This window comes from Veillonella sp. CHU594, assembly GCF_003992265.1.
In the GTDB taxonomy this organism is placed as follows: domain Bacteria; phylum Bacillota; class Negativicutes; order Veillonellales; family Veillonellaceae; genus F0422.
Genome location: NZ_RQVB01000004.1, coordinates 42681 through 62369, shown reverse-complemented (window position 1 = coordinate 62369; position 19689 = coordinate 42681). Strand labels below are relative to the sequence as shown.

General features: G+C 41.0%; 15 protein-coding genes. All 15 read right to left on the bottom strand.

All coding sequences use genetic code 11. The features are described from left to right. Positions 1–19 precede the first annotated feature (19 nt). Positions 20–793, bottom strand: coding sequence for an energy transducer TonB (locus tag EO111_RS03425; RefSeq protein ID WP_127010744.1), 774 nt, complete (start codon positions 791–793; stop codon positions 20–22). Between the two features lie 12 nt (positions 794–805). Beyond that, a complete protein-coding gene (locus EO111_RS03420; protein ID WP_009353705.1) occupies positions 806–1201 on the bottom strand; it encodes a biopolymer transporter ExbD in 396 nt (131 codons plus the stop codon). Beyond that, a complete protein-coding gene (locus EO111_RS03415; RefSeq protein ID WP_127010743.1) occupies positions 1188–1823 on the bottom strand; it encodes a MotA/TolQ/ExbB proton channel family protein in 636 nt (211 codons plus the stop codon). The genes EO111_RS03420 and EO111_RS03415 overlap by 14 nt, the downstream gene beginning before the upstream one ends. 92 nt (positions 1824–1915) lie before the next feature. Continuing rightward, positions 1916–2917, bottom strand: a complete 1002-nt coding sequence (locus EO111_RS03410; protein WP_164727604.1) for an AraC family transcriptional regulator — start codon at positions 2915–2917, stop codon at positions 1916–1918. Positions 2918–3206: 289 nt separating this feature from the next. Then, complete coding sequence (locus EO111_RS03405) at positions 3207–4544, bottom strand: hypothetical protein (protein ID WP_127010741.1); 1338 nt, start codon at positions 4542–4544, stop codon at positions 3207–3209. Between the two features lie 7 nt (positions 4545–4551). Then, complete coding sequence (gene whiA, locus EO111_RS03400) at positions 4552–5505, bottom strand: DNA-binding protein WhiA (RefSeq protein ID WP_127010740.1); 954 nt, start codon at positions 5503–5505, stop codon at positions 4552–4554. Positions 5506–5564: 59 nt separating this feature from the next. Beyond that, complete coding sequence (gene yvcK / locus EO111_RS03395; protein WP_164723738.1) at positions 5565–6914, bottom strand: gluconeogenesis factor YvcK family protein; 1350 nt, start codon at positions 6912–6914, stop codon at positions 5565–5567. A 37-nt stretch (positions 6915–6951) separates the two neighbouring features. Beyond that, entirely contained in the window at positions 6952–7866 is a 915-nt protein-coding gene (gene rapZ, locus EO111_RS03390; RefSeq protein ID WP_009353656.1) for an RNase adapter RapZ, read from the bottom strand. A gap of 19 nt (positions 7867–7885) precedes the next feature. Beyond that, the gene (locus EO111_RS03385; protein ID WP_127010739.1) at positions 7886–8677 is read right to left on the bottom strand and encodes a Cof-type HAD-IIB family hydrolase; all 792 of its coding nucleotides are present in this window, start codon (positions 8675–8677) and stop codon (positions 7886–7888) included. A gap of 258 nt (positions 8678–8935) precedes the next feature. Beyond that, entirely contained in the window at positions 8936–11116 is a 2181-nt protein-coding gene (gene hemG, locus EO111_RS08380) for a protoporphyrinogen oxidase (protein WP_240626883.1), read from the bottom strand. A 1-nt stretch (position 11117) separates the two neighbouring features. Further along, complete coding sequence (hemH, locus tag EO111_RS03370; RefSeq protein WP_164723739.1) at positions 11118–12038, bottom strand: ferrochelatase; 921 nt, start codon at positions 12036–12038, stop codon at positions 11118–11120. Further along, positions 12025–13053: a uroporphyrinogen decarboxylase gene (gene hemE / locus EO111_RS03365; protein ID WP_126940664.1), complete on the bottom strand. Its 1029-nt coding sequence runs from the start codon at positions 13051–13053 to the stop codon at positions 12025–12027. The genes hemH and hemE overlap by 14 nt, the downstream gene beginning before the upstream one ends. A 95-nt stretch (positions 13054–13148) precedes the next feature. Continuing rightward, positions 13149–15074, bottom strand: coding sequence for a VWA domain-containing protein (locus tag EO111_RS03360; RefSeq protein WP_127010737.1), 1926 nt, complete (start codon positions 15072–15074; stop codon positions 13149–13151). 38 nt (positions 15075–15112) lie between these two features. Next, on the bottom strand, positions 15113–16051 hold the full coding sequence (locus EO111_RS03355) for an ATP-binding protein (RefSeq protein ID WP_127010736.1): 939 nt from the start codon (positions 16049–16051) through the stop codon (positions 15113–15115). Positions 16052–16061: 10 nt separating this feature from the next. After that, complete coding sequence (locus EO111_RS03350; protein WP_127010735.1) at positions 16062–19598, bottom strand: cobaltochelatase subunit CobN; 3537 nt, start codon at positions 19596–19598, stop codon at positions 16062–16064. Positions 19599–19689 lie beyond the last annotated feature (91 nt).

Sequence of the window (19689 nt, the reverse complement as noted above, 5' to 3'; positions counted from 1 at the left end):
TATTTCTTGTGCCTTTGCACTAGTCACCATTCAAAGTGTAGTACACTGTGAATGTATTTGATACTGATGAGCCACTACCATTTGGATAATTGCCTATGCCATAGACAACATCTTGGGTATGACTGTTTAAAATACCAGGTCCTCCACCTGCCGAAACAGAGGCTATATTACCGCTCGCATCAATGGTTACGCTAACTGTAACACTACCTTGTAAGTTACGTTTTACTGCCATTGCAGGGTACGTACCTTGTGCTTGGGCTTGTACAGTAGCCACAAATCCTGCCCAGTCAAACGGTGCATTACCAGATGTAGTACCTACACCATCTCCATTACCTCCGCCACTGCCAGAGCCAAATCCACCACCGCTACCAGATCCGTTACCGCTACCATCGCCAGTACCGTTTCCTGTTCCGTTACCGCCACCAGATCCACCACCAGTACCTTGGTTTGTAGATGTTCCATCACTTGCACCTGTAGCTGCGTTGGTAGATGTTGGCACATTCACAGCATCATCAACTGGCACTGGAGATGATAAACTTTGTTGCGCTGCTTGTACTTTGGCTTGTACAACTTCTTGTGAAAGTGGTTGAGGGAAAGATACCCCGCCGCCACCGCCACCGCCACCTGCGGATGCTTTTAAATCGTCGGAAATAGACATGTCAATTTCAAAAGCATTTTCGGTTTGTTTATGCTCTACTACGGATACTAAAGCAATACCTAACACAACAGCTAGGACAATGTGGATTACAACAGAGATTATGTAGGATTTTTTCCAGGAAATATATTGTTCCATGTGTCATCCTTTCTAGCTAGCAGCAATTGAGAACTTCTTAACCCCAATCGTTTTTAGCATATCCATAATGGCAACCACGAATCCATGTTGCGTATTTTTATCTGCTTGTAATAGTACCGCTGTATTTGGATTTTCTCCAATTTTGCTTGTAATATAGTTACGAGCTTCATCGATACTATATGGTTTAGAGTCAATCAAGATATGTCCTTCTTTATCCAATGTAAGAATGATAGGACTTTGTTTGACTTGTGTTGCTGATTGTGCTTGCGGTAATTGTACACCCAAGGACTTTTGTGCCACCGTTTCAATACTGTTCATCATGAAGAAAACCAGTAAGAAGAAAATGATATCGATCATTGGCACAATCATGAACTCAGGTTTCATTTTTAATCGACTATTTTGAAACATGAGAATCACTCCATTGTTCTTTCATACCATTTAATAACACTACAGATAAAGTTTCTGTATCATTGATAATTGCATCCATACGATGACTGAAGTATGTGTACACACAGAATGATAAGATAGCCACTAACAAACCAGTTGCTGTGGCAATCAAGGCTTCACCAACGCCGCCAGAAATAGCGGATGCACCAGCACCATTATCCAATACACTGAACGTGCCAATCATACCAGATACTGTACCTAATAAACCTAATAATGGAGAAATTGTTACGATAGCGCTTAAGTAGTCCAAATGAATTTTTAAATGAGAGGCTTCAATCATCATTTGTTCGGAAAACGCATTTTTCATACTTGTTTCGTTTTTGGAGTATGTTAATCCTGCATGTAAGATACGACCAGTTGCCGTTTGATTTGCCTCACATAACTCTTTCGCTTTCTTCCAATCATTATCTTTTATTGCAAAATACACATCATGACTAAATTCCTTTAGCAATGCAGTATTAGCTTTGAAATACGTATAACGCTCAATTCCAATTGCGATCACAATGATTGACAAAATAACCAATGGATACATTACTAATCCACCGCTGTTAAATAAATGTACAATGTATAAAAGGCTGTCCATATTATTACCTCCATTAAAAAAATATGATAATTTTTATCAGCTTATACTTATAATATCAAATTTAATAATTTCAAATCTACTCTAAATAGCTTCTACTTAATCCATTCCGACATTTTATTTATTTTCCTATATTCACTAGGTTTATGTCCCATAATAACCCGAAATGCTTCTGCAAACTTACTAGCATTTTCATAGCCATATCGGTTAGCTATGCTGAGAATACTATCATCTGTATTAGTTAAATCCTTTGCCGCCTCCTTTATCCGCATGTGCTTAATATATTGATGAATGCTACTACCATAAATCCCTTTGAAACATTTTTTCAATGCTGTCGGTGCTAATCTATATGTTTTTGCCAACTCTTCAATAGTCAGTTTTTTGTGCAAATTTTTCATCAAAAATTCGTGCATACGTTTCACACTTTCCACATGTTTTCGTTCAAAATATGGCATACAGCAATCATCATCTGATGCGATGGTGCTTAATAACAATATGATTTCCATACATTTCAATTGAAATAACTGTGGCATCACTTCATCGGGAAGATCATATAAACTTTTAAAAATGTCACTAAGTTTAGATTCTCTACGACATACAAACCCAAATTTAAAATCCTGACAAAAGCGATTACATATGTCACGAAGATCAATCCGATCATGTCCTACGAACTTATTCACCATCTCTTGGGCCTTGGGGATATAAATAGATAAATTGATACCTTTATAATAAGAGGTAGGAAACTTTGTAGAGTGCACATAGCTAGGTGACTCTTTCCACCCTACAGAAATATCGTTTTCATCCATATATAATACTTTTCCATTATCAAAGGCGCACTCAATACGCCCTTCTTTGCAATAATGGATTTCAAACATACCATCTAAGGGTTTTGCACGGTGACGGATTTCTTTCATGGTCACCTCTTGGAACGTCAATTCTACTCCACCGAATACAGGATAACTATACATCTTGGCCTTACCTCGAGGCGTATTCATCTCATAAATGGTGCCATGTTCCACCTCGGTGGCAGACAACATGTCTATATCCATTACTTTAGGTTTGAACTTTTCTATTTTTTTCATACAATTTTGATTCATGCTCCTCCTTTCAAAAAAGCCCATTTGCTGTCTCATACGACTAACAAATGGGCCTCTTTGCCGAATTACATCGCCTACTTTAATCTGAGTATCATTTCTAACACTCATTATATTTATAAATAGCAATGATTGTCAATATAAACTTTGTCTATCTAGATTATTTTAAATTAAACAGCGAAATTTCAATTTGCATAGTTTCGCATATTAATAGGAATAATTGTTCATATAAAATAATTTATATTTAGTTTAATTCAAGATATCTTTTTAGATTATTTATATAAAAACTTGATTATTTTCCCAAAATTTTATGTACTAAATTAGTCACATATTGCGATCTACTACCATCTGTATTCTCATGTTCCGAAATTTGTGGAATCAACAAAAATCTAACAGGCAAATTCGACGCCCCTGGTGACATGTATTCTAATAGTAAATCTTCTGGTCTATCAAATACATCTAATAGCTGTGTGTCATAAATAGTTTCATGTCCCAAATACGGACCTTTTACAGGCACATCATAGGTGCGTACACCTTTAGAAGATGTAATCCTGAATGTGCCACTAAAAGCACCACCTAATGGATTAAAATACAAGGCATAGGGAGTGTTTCCTTCTGTGCGTAACACATATACATTAGAAATACCATAATTACCTTTGTTTTTCACCAGCTTATTGTTACTAGTCTCATCAACACCACTAATAAAGGCATCTTCTCGATCATTTGCAATTTCAAAACTAGCTGGACCTGCCTCACTATTAAAATGCGGTTCCACCACATGGAATCGACGCATTCCTTCATAAGTACCCCGTAACTCTACTTCATCTATAGGATGAATTGGCAATAAAGGCAAGCCATACGTAACTGTTGACTTAGGTTCCATCACCGCCACAGATGCATATACTGGTTCCGTAGTAGAAAAATCGATAATACCACTGAATAAATCATCTTGCTTCATCAGTACTTTTTCCAACTCAGTAAAAATAGGTCGTACTTCCCCAGGGCGTAATACAAATTCTGTACCACTAGTATTGTGTGATAATAATGAAATAGTTCTTGATGTAGTATCCTTTTTAATTGCCTCTTCAATTTTTTTTGCCTTTAATTTCTTCGATTGTGCAAGACTCTCTTTTTGTTTTTTGATTTCTTGTTGCACTGCTTTAGAGCGAACTGGGATAGTTACGCCTTCATTAGCCCAAGCACCTAAGTCTAATGCAGTACTATTCAGTTCTTTTTTCGAAAGCTCTCGTCCCACTTTAAAATAGTCTGGGCTTGGTTTTGCATAAATAGATCGTTCTATTTCTACAAAAGCTGGAACATTCCCCTTATTTTCCAACAAAATACCTACTTTCATAGGTTCTGTTCGTTCGTTCACATGATAAAAGTAAATACGGCTATTTCCTCTCAGTGTACCTGCCGCTACAATCCCCGGCTCTTTTACATATTCTGGACTATCGGACAATAATAAAGTATCTATCTCTTTAACAGTTTTTACCTCTAAGGGTGTAAATGTATACTCATCAATATTTACCGTTCTCGGTGCTTGTCCATACGTAGTGCCTAGCCCAAGTACTGTTAAAATGCCCCCTAATAACCATTGTTTCCATTGTATTCGATTCATTAATTTCATACTACCTCTATTCTATCGTAAGCCCCTCTGGCTCCCACTGTAAGGCGAGGGCTTCTAATTTACGTAAACGATGTCCAATACCAGATTTTGTCAATTCTCGTTTGTACTTTGTTTCATACGCATCTACCAATTCTTGCAAACTACCATCCGGAAATTCTTGACGTAATATAGCTACCTCATAAAGACGAACTGGCAAGGAGTCGAGACCTTGATGTTTATCAATAATACGTATCGCATCTAATTGACGAACTGCTGCATTCACCGTTTTTTGTAAATTTGCTGTTTCACAGTTTACTTGACGATTAATGGTATTACGTACATCTTTCATAATTCGTACATTTTCAAAATTCATCAGGGCTGATTGAGCTCCCATAATTTGTAAACAGGAGGTCACCGCATCCCCTTCTTTTAAATATACTACAAACTCCTCTTTGCGCTCTACCTTTCGAGCATGCAATCGGAACATCTTTAAGACACGAATAATTTGATCTGCAAAGTTTTCCTTTGTAGTCATAAACTCTAAATGATAGTCACTTTGCGGCTTATTCACGGACCCACATCCCAAAAAAGCGCCTCGCAAAAAAGCCCTTCGTGATTCCATGTCCTTTAACCATTCATCTGGAATCATAGCATCCACAGGCCATAATTGTAACTCCTCTAGAGCAAGACGACTCTGTTCTGTAGGCTCTACCGTCAACGTATACATGTTCTTTTTGCGTAGATTTAGCCCTTTACGCACTAGCACAGAAGTAGGCAAATCATACTGTTCTTTAATAATTCCTAGCACTCGTCTAGCTACTGCATTATTGGCCGTCACCAAACGTACCCCTACGCGTCCTTGCATACCTAGTAAAATGGACCCACCCATCCGTAATAAACAAGAGGCCTCTACTTTGGATGCCCACGCATCTTCTGTTTTAAATTGGCACAATTCATTTTTTACATCTTCTGCAAATGACATAGCCTCTCCTTTACTATTTCTACTAGAAAATAGAGCCTCTAGAGGCTCTACTTTCATACTTAATGATCTTCTCGCTGTAAGTAATATTCTAAAATGTGCGGTTCAATATCCGTCTGCAAAGCATAGACAACATCCATGACCACTTTCGCTAACCGATCAGAATTGTGGACCGCTTTATCTTGACTATCTACAAGATTTGCACGAACTGTCCGAATCCCCATCGATTGCAACACGTCCATATCTACGTCTACTGGTTCTTGCCCCGCTTGTTTATAGTGTTCTAATGTGGCATCTTGGATTCTGTTATCATTCACAAGAACTGTATCGATAATTCCCACCTCACTATGTGCTTCAATAGCTTTCACATGGTCAGACACAGTATACCCATCTGTTTCACCTGGCTGCGTCATCACATTGCAAATATAAATCTTAGCCGCTTTAGAGTTAGCAATGTGATCCGCTACCTTATCAATTAATAGGTTCGGCATTACCGAAGTATATAAACTGCCCGGGCCTAAAATGATGGCATCGGCTTCATCAATAGCTTGCAAGGCAGCTCCTACAGGAGATGGTCTATGTGGCTCAGTATAGACCTTCGCAATTGGCTTACCCGCATTAGGGATATTACTTTCCCCTTCTACGATGGTACCATCCGTCAATTTAGCAATCAGTTTGATTTCTTCTGTAGATGATGGAATAACACGTCCCCGAACTCGCAAGATCTTGCTAGAGGCTTCTAAGGCTTTTTCCACATCATCTTTCAGCACTTGAGTCATTGCTGTTAAGAATAAATTCCCAAAACTATGGCCCGATAATTCTGCTCCTTTAGTAAATCGATACTGGAATAGTTCTTCCATAAGTCCTTCTTTTTCCGCTAATGCTACTAAACAGTTGCGTAAATCTCCAGGAGCAATCATTTGAAAATCTTCTCGTAACCGACCAGAAGAACCTCCATCGTCTGCTACTGTAACAATAGCGGTTAAATTCGTGGTTTTACTTTTTAGCCCTCGCAATAGCATAGACAATCCTGTACCACCACCAATCACTACGATTTTTGGTCCTTGTCCTAAGCGAATTTTTTCAAAAATATAATCACTCACACCATCTTCTGTATTAGGCAAAATCGCATTCACAATGGTCTGAATGAGCTTACGTATCCCCCACAACATAGCTACCATACCCGCCACAATACCTGCTAAACCAAGACTGGCTATGACCGTATAGTTATAGGAGCCTGTAAGATGGAATAAAAATTCTAAGAAAATATCTTCAAAGTTGCTAATCCACTGGTAGTTCATCATCATAAGGACACCCACTACCAGCCAAATCGTGCCTAAAGAAAATAGGAATAGCCACCGCTTAATATTAATGCCTGGCGCAAACCAGCGCATCCAATTATTATATTTCATAGGCTTGAGAGACGAAAGAATCGTCCCACTCCTTTCTTTATAGGTCTAATCTAGAACGTGGATTCACATCTTCTTCTACATGATTACGCATCATATCACGATGTTCCACAGAAACATTACAGCCTTTTTCTTTCAAATGTGCATATAATGCCTCTGCCATTGCTACGCTACGATGCATACCGCCTGTACAGCCTACAGCTACCACAAATTGGCTTTTTCCCTCTTGTTCATAGTTTGGCACAAGGAAATCTAGTGTAGTAAAGAAATGCTTTTTAAATTCATCAGTCACTTCAAAGGAGTGAATATACTCTTTTACCACAGGTACGCGCCCCGATTTATGACGATATTCGGGAATGTAGTATGGGTTCGGCAAAAATCGCACATCCCATACCATATCCGCATCATTAGGCATGCCAAATTTAAATCCAAAACTTACCACTGTAATAGCCATGCCATCTGTTTGTTCTTTCACGTGACTAAAAGTACGGCGCATAAATGATTTCAAGGCAGATGTTTTCATGTTTGTGGTGTCGATAATATGATCCGCCTTGCTACGTACATCCGCCAAGAGTGCCCGTTCTTGTGACAGTCCTGTACTAATACGACCTGATGGTGCCAAGGGGTGACTACGACGTGTTTCTTTATACCGGCGAATCAAAGTATCATCGCTAGCTTCCATGAACACAATTTCATAAGGCACACTCATAGCCGTCAAATCATCTAAGGCACTGTTTAAATCATCAAAAAATTCACGACTGCGGATATCTACCACTAAGGCTACTCGACTCACTTTAGTGCCTGCACTTTGACGACAAATTTCACTAAACTTAGGAATCAACACAGGAGGAATATTGTCGATACAGAAATATCCCATATCTTCCAAGACTTGCATCACTTGTGTTTTACCTGCTCCGGACATACCGGTCACAATGATTAAACGAAACCCTTCCATGAGGCCCTCCTACAAAATTTTATAATACATTCGCTTCAATCCATTTAGCGACGCCATCTTTTTCATTTGTGTCGCATACTTCTTTGGCAATTGTCTTCACATGTTCCTCTGCATTCCCTACTGCCACGGAATGACCTGTTACTTGTAACATAGAAATATCATTTTCTGAATTACCAAAGGATACCATATCTTCTAAACCGATGCCCAATCGCTCGCCCATGAAAGCCAAAGCTTCCCCTTTGGACACGTGAGGTGCCACGATTTCTAAGAAATTCACCTTGGATCGAACTAACTCAACCATGTGGCCAACTTCTTTAGAAAGTATAGCAATCACCTCTGTCATACGTTCAGGATCTTCCACCACTAATAGTTTGTTCGTTCCCTTTTGAGGGGCATAGATAGCATCTCCTACGTACACAGCCTTGGCACCTGTAATCTCTTCATAGAGACGAGAAAACTCTGTTTCACTGTGCACTAATAATTCGTCATCAATATAGGACTGAATATAGATATTATGCTCTTTCGTGATGGCTAATACTTTGCGCGCTACCTCCGGTGGTATAGCTCGTTCCCAAATGAGTTCTTTACTTTCTACACGTTGGATGACACCGCCAGAATACAGTACCATCGGTACATCACCTAAGCCTAAACGATGTGCTACCGGATATGCCGTTTGGTACATACGGCCTGTTGCAATAAGTACCTCAATTCCCTTGTCCTGTGCTTTTTTTAGCACTGCTTTTGTATAATCAGACACGGTGTTATCATCACGTAACAGCGTATCATCTAAATCTATGGCTAACAATTTCATGACATCACTCCTTCATCATATCTTTCATTATACCATATAACCACACATAACTACTGCATTACTATCACTAAGATACAAACAGTTCTATCTAACATGAAACAAAAGATGACGCAACCATAGATATTAGCCACAACTTTTAGATGAGCGCCACCACATTGGAGAAAATAAAAACACGACAGGTTACACAATCCAGTGTGGTACTAGTATGCAAACCTGTCGCAATTGTATTTCTTTATAGTTTAATGCCCTATTGATGTATTAGGAAAACAGATGATCTATGCCATCCATATCTAGAATCGTACCAATTGTAAATGGTCCAAAGATACCAAAGCGAGCACTTACTTCATCAAATCGCATTTCATTGACGATTTTTTTAAACTGAATTGGATCATCACTCATCAATGTAATACCCCATTCCCAATCATCCATACCAAAAGCACCCGTCGTAAACTCTTTGATAGTGTCCTCATATTTTTTACCAATTTGACCATGAGAACGCATCATACTACCACGACTTTGACGATCTAGCATATACCAATTATCTGTCAAATTACGTTGCTTAGCCATAGGGTAAAAACACATGCAAGCCAATCTAGGAATTTTAGGGTATAACCGGGCTTGCACTTTTGGATGGTCCTTCGGAGATTTTACATAATTGCTTACTTCAATAACAGATACGAAAGAAGATTCTGGCTGTAATACACTAAAGATTGGTAATTTTTTTAGTGTCAATTCTACTTCGTTCAACTCTTGCAAGCTTGGTTGTAAGAACCAAAACATAATATCTCCCTTATGACCATTGATTTGGTACATAGCATAGCTACTTGTATGGGCCTCATGAGCTGCTTCTAAATTTCCAATAAACGCCTTGAAAGATTGCAATGCTTCACTTTGTTGCTCACCGGACCAGCTTCTCCATTTTTCAAAATTAATGGAATAATTAGCGTGTAAGCTAAACCAACCTTCGTATGTTTCAGGTACTTTTTCTAGTCCTGTAGTATGTCCATGCATAGGTATTGCGCCTGCATGAACAGATTCTGTATGTGTATCCATAGGAACTACCTCCTTTGTTTCTTCTTTCCATACTGTTACCAATTCATAGGCTTGTTTGATGCCATCTGGCATGCCGACCCCTTTAAATGGAGTTCCAATTAATGCCAATCCTGGATAGTGTTCTTGGACATGGCCCATGAGGGTTGCCACTCGGTCTTTATGTCCCACTTCGTATTGGGGCATACTTTTTTGTAACCGTACCACTTCCATCCATTCTGGATTTCCTGTAAACTTCAATATATTTCGTATTTCTGAAAGCGCCAATTCACACAGTTCTTCTTCACTGTGCGTATCTACCGTAGAGTCTGTAGGCTTCCCTAAAAAGACGCGTAGTACCACCTTGTCTTGTGGTGTCGTTTGTGGCCACTTACTAGAAATGTAAGTACATGCCGTCAATGGTGTCTCTGTGCTGCGAGTGATGACAAAGCCTGTGCCTTGCAATGGTTTTGTAAAAGCTGACTTCGGCAAACTCATAATGACAATGGCACAAGAAGATTGTTCCATATGCCGCAAGTCTTCAAATTTTTTATCTCCCACAAAAAATTTTTCATAGGCTTTAGGTGGCGTAGTGATCACAAGACGATCGTAGGAGTCTGTACCGTTTTGTGTTTGCACTGTATAGAGCTTATCTGTGTATGATGCCTCTAGCACCTCAGTCGATGTGTGCAAAGAAACGTTCTTTGGCATTTGTTCCACAAGAGCATCTACTAATGATTCTAAACCTCCCGTTAATTGGGCAAATTGTCCTTCAGTAACCGCCCCAGATTGTTTGCGCATACCTTGCATAGCCATCATACCTTTGACCAAGTTTCCATGCTTTTGTTCTAATTGACGAAATTCTGGAAAGGTTCCCAGTAAACTTAAGCGTTTTAAGTCTCCACCGTAGATACCTGATAAGAGAGGTTCAATTAATAAATTGACTAGTTCGTCCCCTAAATGATACCGAAAAAAGGCATCGATACTCATATCCTCGTTTCCTGGATATGGTTTCTTAAAAATATCTAATCCAGCTCGTAATTTACCAGACCAACTCAATAAGCTAGACATAGCAAAAGGAAGAAATTCTGTAGGGATGCCAATGATGGATCCTCCAGGGATAGGCTTCATTTGACCTTGATGATAAATATAGGATTCTCCCGTAGCATTACGTACCAAGGTATCACCTAATCCCAATTCCTGTACCAAATCTGTCATAGATGTTTTTCTGGCTAAATACGAATCAGGCCCCACTTCTACCACATAGCCATCGCGACGTTTTGTTTGTACCTTTCCACCCCAACGATTCGAAGATTCTAGGACATGAATGTCCCAGTTAGGAAATGCTTTGCCCATATAATACGCTGCAGATAAGCCCGTTAGACCACCACCAATAATTGCTACTTTCATATTATCCCTCCTTCAAGAGAGCTGTTAATACACCATGCGCCATGGCTTTCACAAAGAGAGTGTCACGATCTGGCATAGGCACTCGCACATAAGATATACCTAAGTGATCACATTGTTCACGACGTTCCACATCTAAATCATAAGATACTTCCATATGAGTGCAAGTAAAGCCGATAGGCATATATACCACATGGGTATGCCCTTCTGCGCCCGCTTGTTCCGTAACCATTTCTACCGTAGGTGTTAGCCATTCCCCACGAGTGCCTGCACTTTGCCAAGCTAGGGTAGCATTGGGCAACACCAATTGATCTGCTATAGATTGCATCACCCGTTGTAAGCTATGCACATATCCATCATAGGAAATTCCTTGCATCAGTGGCACACTATGGCCAGTAAAGACATACAGCGGTTTCGCCGTAATAGGCAATGTACGCATAGTCTTCTGTACTCGGTCTGTCCAAGATTGCACTAATGTCGGTATATCTGCCCAATGTTGTACTACCTTCCATCGGTCATTCATAAACGGTTTCAGTGGCTCTAGATAGGATGCATTTAATATGTCTGTTCCATAAGGATTCATCATAAGTACCACTACTGTATCATAGTGGCCCAATTCCTTCGCTACATCCCCGATGAGTGGTTCTATATATTTATGTGCTTGTACCACCGTTACCTTTGCAAAGGGCAGTTCGTTTTGTAACTCTTCTTGTAACCGCTCTACTTGCCATGCGGTAGACTCCATTAACTGAGATTGTCCACCAATGCGTTCATACTTATGTCGCAATCCTTGTAATTCTTTGTCACTTGGCCCGTGACCTCTCCGTATGCGGGTATAATATGTTTTCACATCTTCTAAGGAGCGGGGAGAGCCATAATCTAATACCAATACACAAACTTGTTGTATCTCTTTATCCTCTGTCATGTACATACTCCACTATGTTTCGCAATACTTTAGGATTCGCATCTGGCACAACACCGTGGCCTAAATTAAAAATATGCTTTCCATGAGCAGCACCTTCTGCCAAAATACGATCAATTTCACCTTGAATTGTCTTCCAATCTGCAAATAAATAGGCAGGGTCCAAATTCCCTTGTAATGTTTGCTTGATGCCCATCGCACTTGCTTCTGCAATGGAGCATCTCCAATCGCAACCGATTACATCTAATGGTAATTCTTTCCACACTGGGAATAAATGCTTAGTACCTACGCCGAACATAGTGATAGGAATATGAGGATATCGTTCTTTAATAGTCCCAATAATATGTTTCATATACGGAAATACACCATTTTCATATTGTTCCATGGAAAGGGCTCCAATCCATGAATCAAAAATTTGAATTGCATTCACACCCGCCTGAATTTGACCTTCCATATAAGTAATGGACATAGCAGTCAATCGCTCCATCAAAGCATGCCAAATCTCAGGCGTTGCCACTAAACATTGACGAGTTTTCTGGTAATTCTTAGAAGGGCCACCTTCAATCATATAGCTAGCCAATGTGAAAGGAGCTCCTGCAAAGCCAATTAAGGGAACTGTGAGCATTTCTTTCGTCAACATTTGGATCGTTTTCACCATAAAGTCCAATGATTCTTCTACTACAATATCCCGTAGCTTTTCCACATCATCTTTGGACCGAATAGGATTGGAAATCACTGGCCCTATACCAGATTTTATGTTCACATCTACGCCCATAGGCACCAAAGGCGTCATAATATCCTTGTACAAAATAGCCGCATCCACATCATACTCATGAACGGGAAGAGCTGTTACTTTTGCACATAATTCCGGTTGATGAGTAATCTCAAATAGGCTATATCGCTCTTTAATCTTGCGATACGCCGCTTGACTTCGTCCCGCTTGACGCATAAACCAAACTGGTCTACGGGACACCGACTCACCTGCAATCATTTGCAAATAATCCTGTCGTTTTTCCATATATAATTACACCTTACCTTTTATCAAACCAAACTTGGATTCTATATTCTATTGTAGCATATGGCGCATGTATTTACCTATATATTCTGTCACTTCTAAATGACTATATATTGATTTATATCTATAAGTTCTGCCCCTAACATATGAGCAATTTCTTTGGCGCGGTTCATGCGAACAAAACTGGTATCTGTATCGATGACCGTCGTTTGTATTCCCTGATTCGCAAGCCATCTACCGATGTCGTCTAGTCCCTGCAGTGCTTGTGAGGTGACCTTCCCATCTGTAATAATTACGACCTTTGCCTGTACATGCCCCATTTGAGACATGTCATTGCCTATCTGTTTGACCGCTTCCTCAATACCTTTTACAAAGGGCGTTCTGCCCCCAATACGAGCTTCTCCCAATGCTTTGGGGATGGTCTCAATTCGCTGTGTCAGCGGCACCACACATTGCGCCCCATGCTTTTGAAAGGTGATGAGCGATACATACTGTCGTTTTACATACATCATCTGTACCAATTGCGAAAGTAACTTCTCTGCCCCCTGTAATCGTTGTCTCTGCCCCATAGATCCACTTGTATCAACTACTAAATAGATGGCTTCTTTTGGTATTTCCTGATACATAGCATATCTGATATCTTCTATAGTTAGCCGAATCGGTACTTTCCGACTGCGTACAATCCCTTGTACTATCGTTGGTATCCATGCAATGGTTCTCCCCATAGTTCCTTGACGATGTACCTTAGGGCCTCGACCGTCATCACTGATGTCTATGTGTTTCTTTGCCAGCCCAGATTGCAACATCCCATATAAATGTAACACCTGCGTTTCCACTGCTTCTGAAAGTGCAAAGGACTCCTCTACCTTATCTCTATGGGATGTACTGAGACCTTCTTTATCTGTATCATTTCCCAGTGGTCCATCTAACTCCATATAGCCAGAACCATTTTCTTTCTCTGCCTGATTTGTATCTTGATTAATGTCCTCTTCTACTTCTTTTTGCATCTCATAAGATCTATCACCATCTGATCTCATTCCCTGAGGACTTCTTTCCTCTTGCCCATCCTGCAACTGGCCATTGCCAGCCTTCTGCGGAGAACTGTTCTCTTCCCCTCGGTTTGAACTGGTCCCTTTTCTTTCCTCTTGTTCCCTTCTTGTCTCATCGGATGGACTTCGGCCAGATGAATCCTGTGCCTCTCCCTCTTGCTGTGTCCGAGGGCTCACTAGGTTCTTCATTTTCTGTGGTAATGTCCATGGAAGTACTGTTTCTACATCAGCTGGCTCCACAAATTGATGGCCTTTTTCTCTAGCTAGACCTATGGCCGCTTTTAGTAAAATATATTCCATGCCCATAAAGGAAATGTTGAATCTCTCTACTAAACTGGAAATATATGTATATATGCTATCATGCACGTTTGGGATTCCAGGTGCATCCATTAATTTCCCCTTAGAACAAATCGACTCTTCTCCATGAGTTCCATATACATCTACTGATATTCCCTCCCTGTGGTAACTTTCACAAGTCGTACCGTTCTCATATATATCTGCATGGTCTCTATCTGCTAGGATCCGCACTCTAGTATCCACATCCGGTGATTCTATGGGTATCCACAAATCCATATCATAGACCCATTCTGAAAGCCCTTCTGCTCCCGTATAGGTCCCAATGATTTGTAGCGGCCTTCCCTCTTCGTACCGACGATTTTGCTCGTAAAGAATCCGTAACCACATGGACCGGTCAAAGTGATCCAATCCTTCGCAGATAAGCAAGTCATACACGTCCCAAGGATGTGCTTGTTTTACAATTTGAGCTGTTTCTAAGGTCCTTTGTATATCCACTGCTTCCTGCATAGCACTCACATCTGTGTGGGATGTAATCGTCGTATAGGTTCGGCCCCTATCAAGCAATGCTTGTAACAGAGCATAAGTTTTTCCCGTTCCCACTTCACCTGAAATCAGTAATGTCCGCAACAAAGGTTCTTGCAAAAAGAGGTGAATGCCTGTATTCAGTTGTACGCTCATACCATTCACCTCCTTTAACAAAATCTTTGATGATTCTACTACTTCTGTATCCCTTCATAGGTAGCCCATAGATTGTCCAGCATAGTTTCATCAAATTCACGTTGCTCAAAAGGTTTCCGCTTCATCCGATGAGATACCACAAGCGGTGTCAACTGTTTCAGATGATCCGTGGTCACATGGGGCTCCCCTTGTAAGGCCGCCAAAGCACGGCTACTATTGAGCAAGGTAATATCTGAACGATGTCCCTCTACGCCTAGGGTAATAGATATATTGGCAATCAATTCTAATAGATTTGCATCTACCCCAATGGTAGGCAACGCTTTACGCGCTGTTTCAATGGTTTTACGCAACGCTTCATCGTCCTTCCTGTAGGACTCAATAAATGCTTGTGGAGTATCTTCAAAAGCCAATCGACGACGCAATACTTCCATCCGCAATGCTACATCTGTTTCTGCTTTCACAGTCACCGATAGACCAAAGCGATCCAACAATTGCGGACGAATAGCCCCCTCTTCGGGGTTCATGGTGCCCACCAAAATAAATCGTGATGGATGACTATGGCTAATGCCCTCACGTTCAACCCGATTCACACCCATCGCCGCCACATCTAGCAATGTATCCACTAAGTAGTCCTCTAGTAAATTGACTTCATCCACATAGAGAATATTTTCGTGAGCCTCAAATAAAATGCCTGGAGAAAACTTTTGCTTCCCCTCTTGCAGCATCCGCTCAATATCCAAGGTTCCCACCAATCTGTCTTCCGTGCAATGCAATGGAAGGTCAACCACTTTCATCGGTGTGCCATCACGATGCATAGGCAGCACCTTGGCTAAGCCTCGTACCGCCGTCGATTTTGCCGTTCCCTTATCACCCTGTATCAACACACCACCTACCCGTGGGTCTACCGCATTGAGGAGTAAGGCCATTTTCATTTGATCTTGTCCTACTAAGGCTGTAAAAGGATATATAGTACTCATGTTAGTCTCCTTACGTTTCATCATAATACCCCTCTAGGTCCTCTTCTAAGGACATTGCCACATCACGCAATCCTTCTCTGCGTTCCTCACTGGCCTTCCAAAGTCCTCGTTGTTCTGCTTCTAATAAAGTATGACAAATGGCCCCTAATGCCCAAGGGTTGGCTTGGCGCATCCAGTCCTGTACATCCTGATTCATGACATATTCGTCTGTATAGGCATCATACATCCAATCTTGAATCATATCACTAGTGGCATCCCATTCATAGGTATGTTGCACATAGGATGCCATATCAGCTGCTCCCTTGTAACCGTGTTTCATCATGCCCTCTATAAAAATAGGGTTCATTGGTTCACTACGGAACTGACGCTGAATTTCATCTTCTAAGGACCGCACCAAAATATCTTTGCGGTACGTGGTATCTCCTATAAATGATTTCGGCTTAGTACCTTTCACCGCCTCCACAGCAGCGATCATCCCACCATGATAGGCATTGAAATCATCTGTACTTAACAAACTCACCTCTCGGTTATCTTCATTTTTCACAGTCACTTCGATGGAACCTAATCGCTTGCGAAACTGTTGATGGCTTGGAATAATTTCCCCTTGCTCATCATATCCATAGCCACCCCAGGTGACATAGGCATTGGCTAAATCTTCACGAGTAGACCAGTTGCTTTGTTCTAGAATTTGATTCACTCCTGCCCCATAGGCACCTGGTGCATCCCCAAAGACACGAATTGTAGCTGCTTTGATAGCTTCTTCATAGTCCATACCGTCTTCTACTAATGCAGCTGTATCCAGATCTATATGTTTTTTTACGTAATTCACACTATGATCTTCATCAAGGGCGTTTATCATTTGCACCGCTTTTGCAATCCACATGACACCAGAAGGCATCATATCTCGGAATAGTCCACTAATACGGCTTGTTACATCGATGCGTGGTCGCCCTAATTCCTCGAGAGGTATAACTTCTAAATCGGACATACGACTTCCTATATAAACTGGTCGTACACCCAATAAATAGAATACTTCACCAATACATTGTCCATGCGAGCGTTGCGTGTTGTCTGCCCACAAGACAATACCAATTTCCTCTGGATATCGCTGTTCTTCTCGAATATATTCATTGAGCAATGCATCGCCTAGTTCACAACCGATGGCATAGGCAGGCACGGTCGGCAAGGTCCGTTCATCAACGCCATAAAAATTGCGCCCCATCGGTAGCACATCGATACCACCATTAGTAACAGCGCCACCGATGTTAGGTGGAATATAGTTTCCTTCTAAACCTCGTAACAATTGGCACATTTCTTCTGTGGTTTGGCGCAACCCTGCGAGGTAGGTCTCACACAGCGTTTCTTTCTGTGCATCGTCTGGCACACTATGCATGTCTATGAAAGTATCTATATACCCGTCCTCTTCCTCTGTGGTTGGATTTTGCCCTAAAATATGCAAGCCACAACGAATATGACGATTTTGGATGTCCATCAAATAATTATGAATATCCCCTAATAGTTCTTCTGCCTCGTCTACATGAATGGAGTCAGCTAAGGCACGCCACTCTTCTTCACTGACAGTTCTATCTACCACAAAGTGTACCTGCCCGCCCTCTTGGTACCAGTCGAAGGCTTCGCACAAGTGCTCTAAATGACACTCTTTCACGGATGATAATATATACCCTAGTACCACTTGCTCTTGGTTTGTTTCCTGCGCTTTCATATGGTCATATTCGTCCAAATATCGTTCTAGCGTTTCATAGTCACCATACAGACCAGACCGCTTCATAGGTGGTGACAAATAGCTAAGTAAAACAGCATGGCTACGCCGTTTTGCTTGGATACCTTCACCGACAATAGTCGTCCAATACGGGTATAGATTCGGAATATCCTCAATCCCTAATTGGGGATAACAATATTCGCTTAAGGCGGTACCCTTACCAGGTAGCCATTCTAAATTGCCATGTGTCCCCATATGAATCGCCACATCGGCTTGAAATACAGTACGCACCCAATGATATACTCCCTCATAGTGATGCGTAGGCGGAATGTCCGGCGAATGGTACAAAGCATCTGGATTATCACTAAATCCACGTGGCGGTTGTACTAATACCCACACATTGCCAAAGGCCACACCGGGAATAATAAGCTCATCCTCTTCTACAAATATCTCCCCTATGGGCTGTCCCCAATATTGTAGTAGTGATTCTTGGGTAGCACTATCTAGCTTTGAAAACCACGTCGTATACACTTCTTTCGGTAGTTTCGGGGCTTTCTCTACGGCTGAATCGGTCAAGCACTCTACATCATTCGTAGCATGTTTGGTCAACATTATCATTAGATCTTCACTCGTTTGAGGGATACCATCCACTGTATATCCATTCTGTTGTAATTCTTGCAACAACCGTAGTACAGATTCTGGCGTGTCTAGCCCACAGGCATTGCCAATATGTGAATTTTTGGGAGGATAATTATGAAGGAATAGAGCAACCTTTACTTCTGACCTATGTTTCTGTTGCAATGCAATCCATCGTTTGGCTTGGTCTACTAACTTTTGAATCCCCTTAGGATATGATTTGAAATAGTAGCCTCTTTCCTCTGAGTACGTTCTGGTCCCTACAATATGACCGTTTAAAATGCCATCTATTTCCGGCAATGACAAGGAAAAGGATATATCCATAGGCTCTAGCCCTTGTGAACGTGTTTGCCAGCTTTCAAGAGTAGTATAGGTAACAAAGCCCTGCAAGATAGGGATCCCTAAATCCGTCAGTTCATCACGACTCGCCCCCTGCAAGCCAATGATGGAGAACTTACATGTATTAATGATGAGAGATATTGTCTCTTTCACTTGATGATCAAACAACATGTGCCAACAATCGTACCACCGTAATTGCCCACCAGATTTACTGCTATATTGACCAAATACTAATACCGGGGATAATCCTTGTTCTAATACACGATCATACAGTGCATAGGGATAGTCTAATTGACCTTGCACCCATTCATCTCGATAAAAGAAAATACCTACCACTGGACCGCCATGATCATAGTCCTTACGATATTCCTCATAGGATGGATACACTTCCCCTTGTCTGCCTAAAATACCTTGGTATGGTAGTTCTTTCACCGGTTCTACTGGCCCTGTATAACCTTGTAAGGATAGCATATATTGGCACAGTCCATAAAAGTTTTCTGTTCCACCTTGGTGCAAATAAGCCTTAATTTGATCAATGTCCTCATCTGCAATACCATATCGCTGTACATCCGACGCTGAATCATGGAATAGTAATACATAAGGAACTTGTTTCTGTGTAATATATTTGTGAATCCCTTTTACCAAAGGAGTATCTAAGGTACTTCCTACATGAGTAAATAGTACTATATCCGTACCATCAATCTCCCTCTGAACATCTTCTAACTCTATATTTTCAGATGACAGAAAGACTATGCCCAAGGACATAGTCTCATCTGTATACTTCTGTTCTATTTCTTTAGCCCATTGCCAATGCTTCGTCATAGACGTAATGAGTAATATAGAATATTTCATATCGTACTCACCACAATACGTAATGCCTTCCCTTTCATCATTACTGCCTCCTAACTGTAGCACTTAGCTACTAACCGCTTGTGTCCACATG

Coding starts and splice junctions, on each gene's coding strand:
- EO111_RS03425 (WP_127010744.1), bottom strand. CDS start 793: ATGGAACAATATATTTCCTGGAAAAAATCCTACATAATCTCTGTTGTA.
- EO111_RS03420 (WP_009353705.1), bottom strand. CDS start 1,201: ATGTTTCAAAATAGTCGATTAAAAATGAAACCTGAGTTCATGATTGTG.
- EO111_RS03415 (WP_127010743.1), bottom strand. CDS start 1,823: ATGGACAGCCTTTTATACATTGTACATTTATTTAACAGCGGTGGATTA.
- EO111_RS03410 (WP_164727604.1), bottom strand. CDS start 2,917: ATGAATCAAAATTGTATGAAAAAAATAGAAAAGTTCAAACCTAAAGTA.
- EO111_RS03405 (WP_127010741.1), bottom strand. CDS start 4,544: ATGAAATTAATGAATCGAATACAATGGAAACAATGGTTATTAGGGGGC.
- whiA (WP_127010740.1), bottom strand. CDS start 5,505: ATGTCATTTGCAGAAGATGTAAAAAATGAATTGTGCCAATTTAAAACA.
- yvcK (WP_164723738.1), bottom strand. CDS start 6,914: ATGAAATATAATAATTGGATGCGCTGGTTTGCGCCAGGCATTAATATT.
- rapZ (WP_009353656.1), bottom strand. CDS start 7,866: ATGGAAGGGTTTCGTTTAATCATTGTGACCGGTATGTCCGGAGCAGGT.
- EO111_RS03385 (WP_127010739.1), bottom strand. CDS start 8,677: ATGAAATTGTTAGCCATAGATTTAGATGATACGCTGTTACGTGATGAT.
- hemG (WP_240626883.1), bottom strand. CDS start 11,116: ATGAAAGTAGCAATTATTGGTGGTGGTCTAACGGGCTTATCTGCAGCG.
- hemH (WP_164723739.1), bottom strand. CDS start 12,038: ATGACAGAGGATAAAGAGATACAACAAGTTTGTGTATTGGTATTAGAT.
- hemE (WP_126940664.1), bottom strand. CDS start 13,053: ATGGAAAAACGACAGGATTATTTGCAAATGATTGCAGGTGAGTCGGTG.
- EO111_RS03360 (WP_127010737.1), bottom strand. CDS start 15,074: ATGAGCGTACAACTGAATACAGGCATTCACCTCTTTTTGCAAGAACCT.
- EO111_RS03355 (WP_127010736.1), bottom strand. CDS start 16,051: ATGAGTACTATATATCCTTTTACAGCCTTAGTAGGACAAGATCAAATG.
- EO111_RS03350 (WP_127010735.1), bottom strand. CDS start 19,598: ATGAAATATTCTATATTACTCATTACGTCTATGACGAAGCATTGGCAA.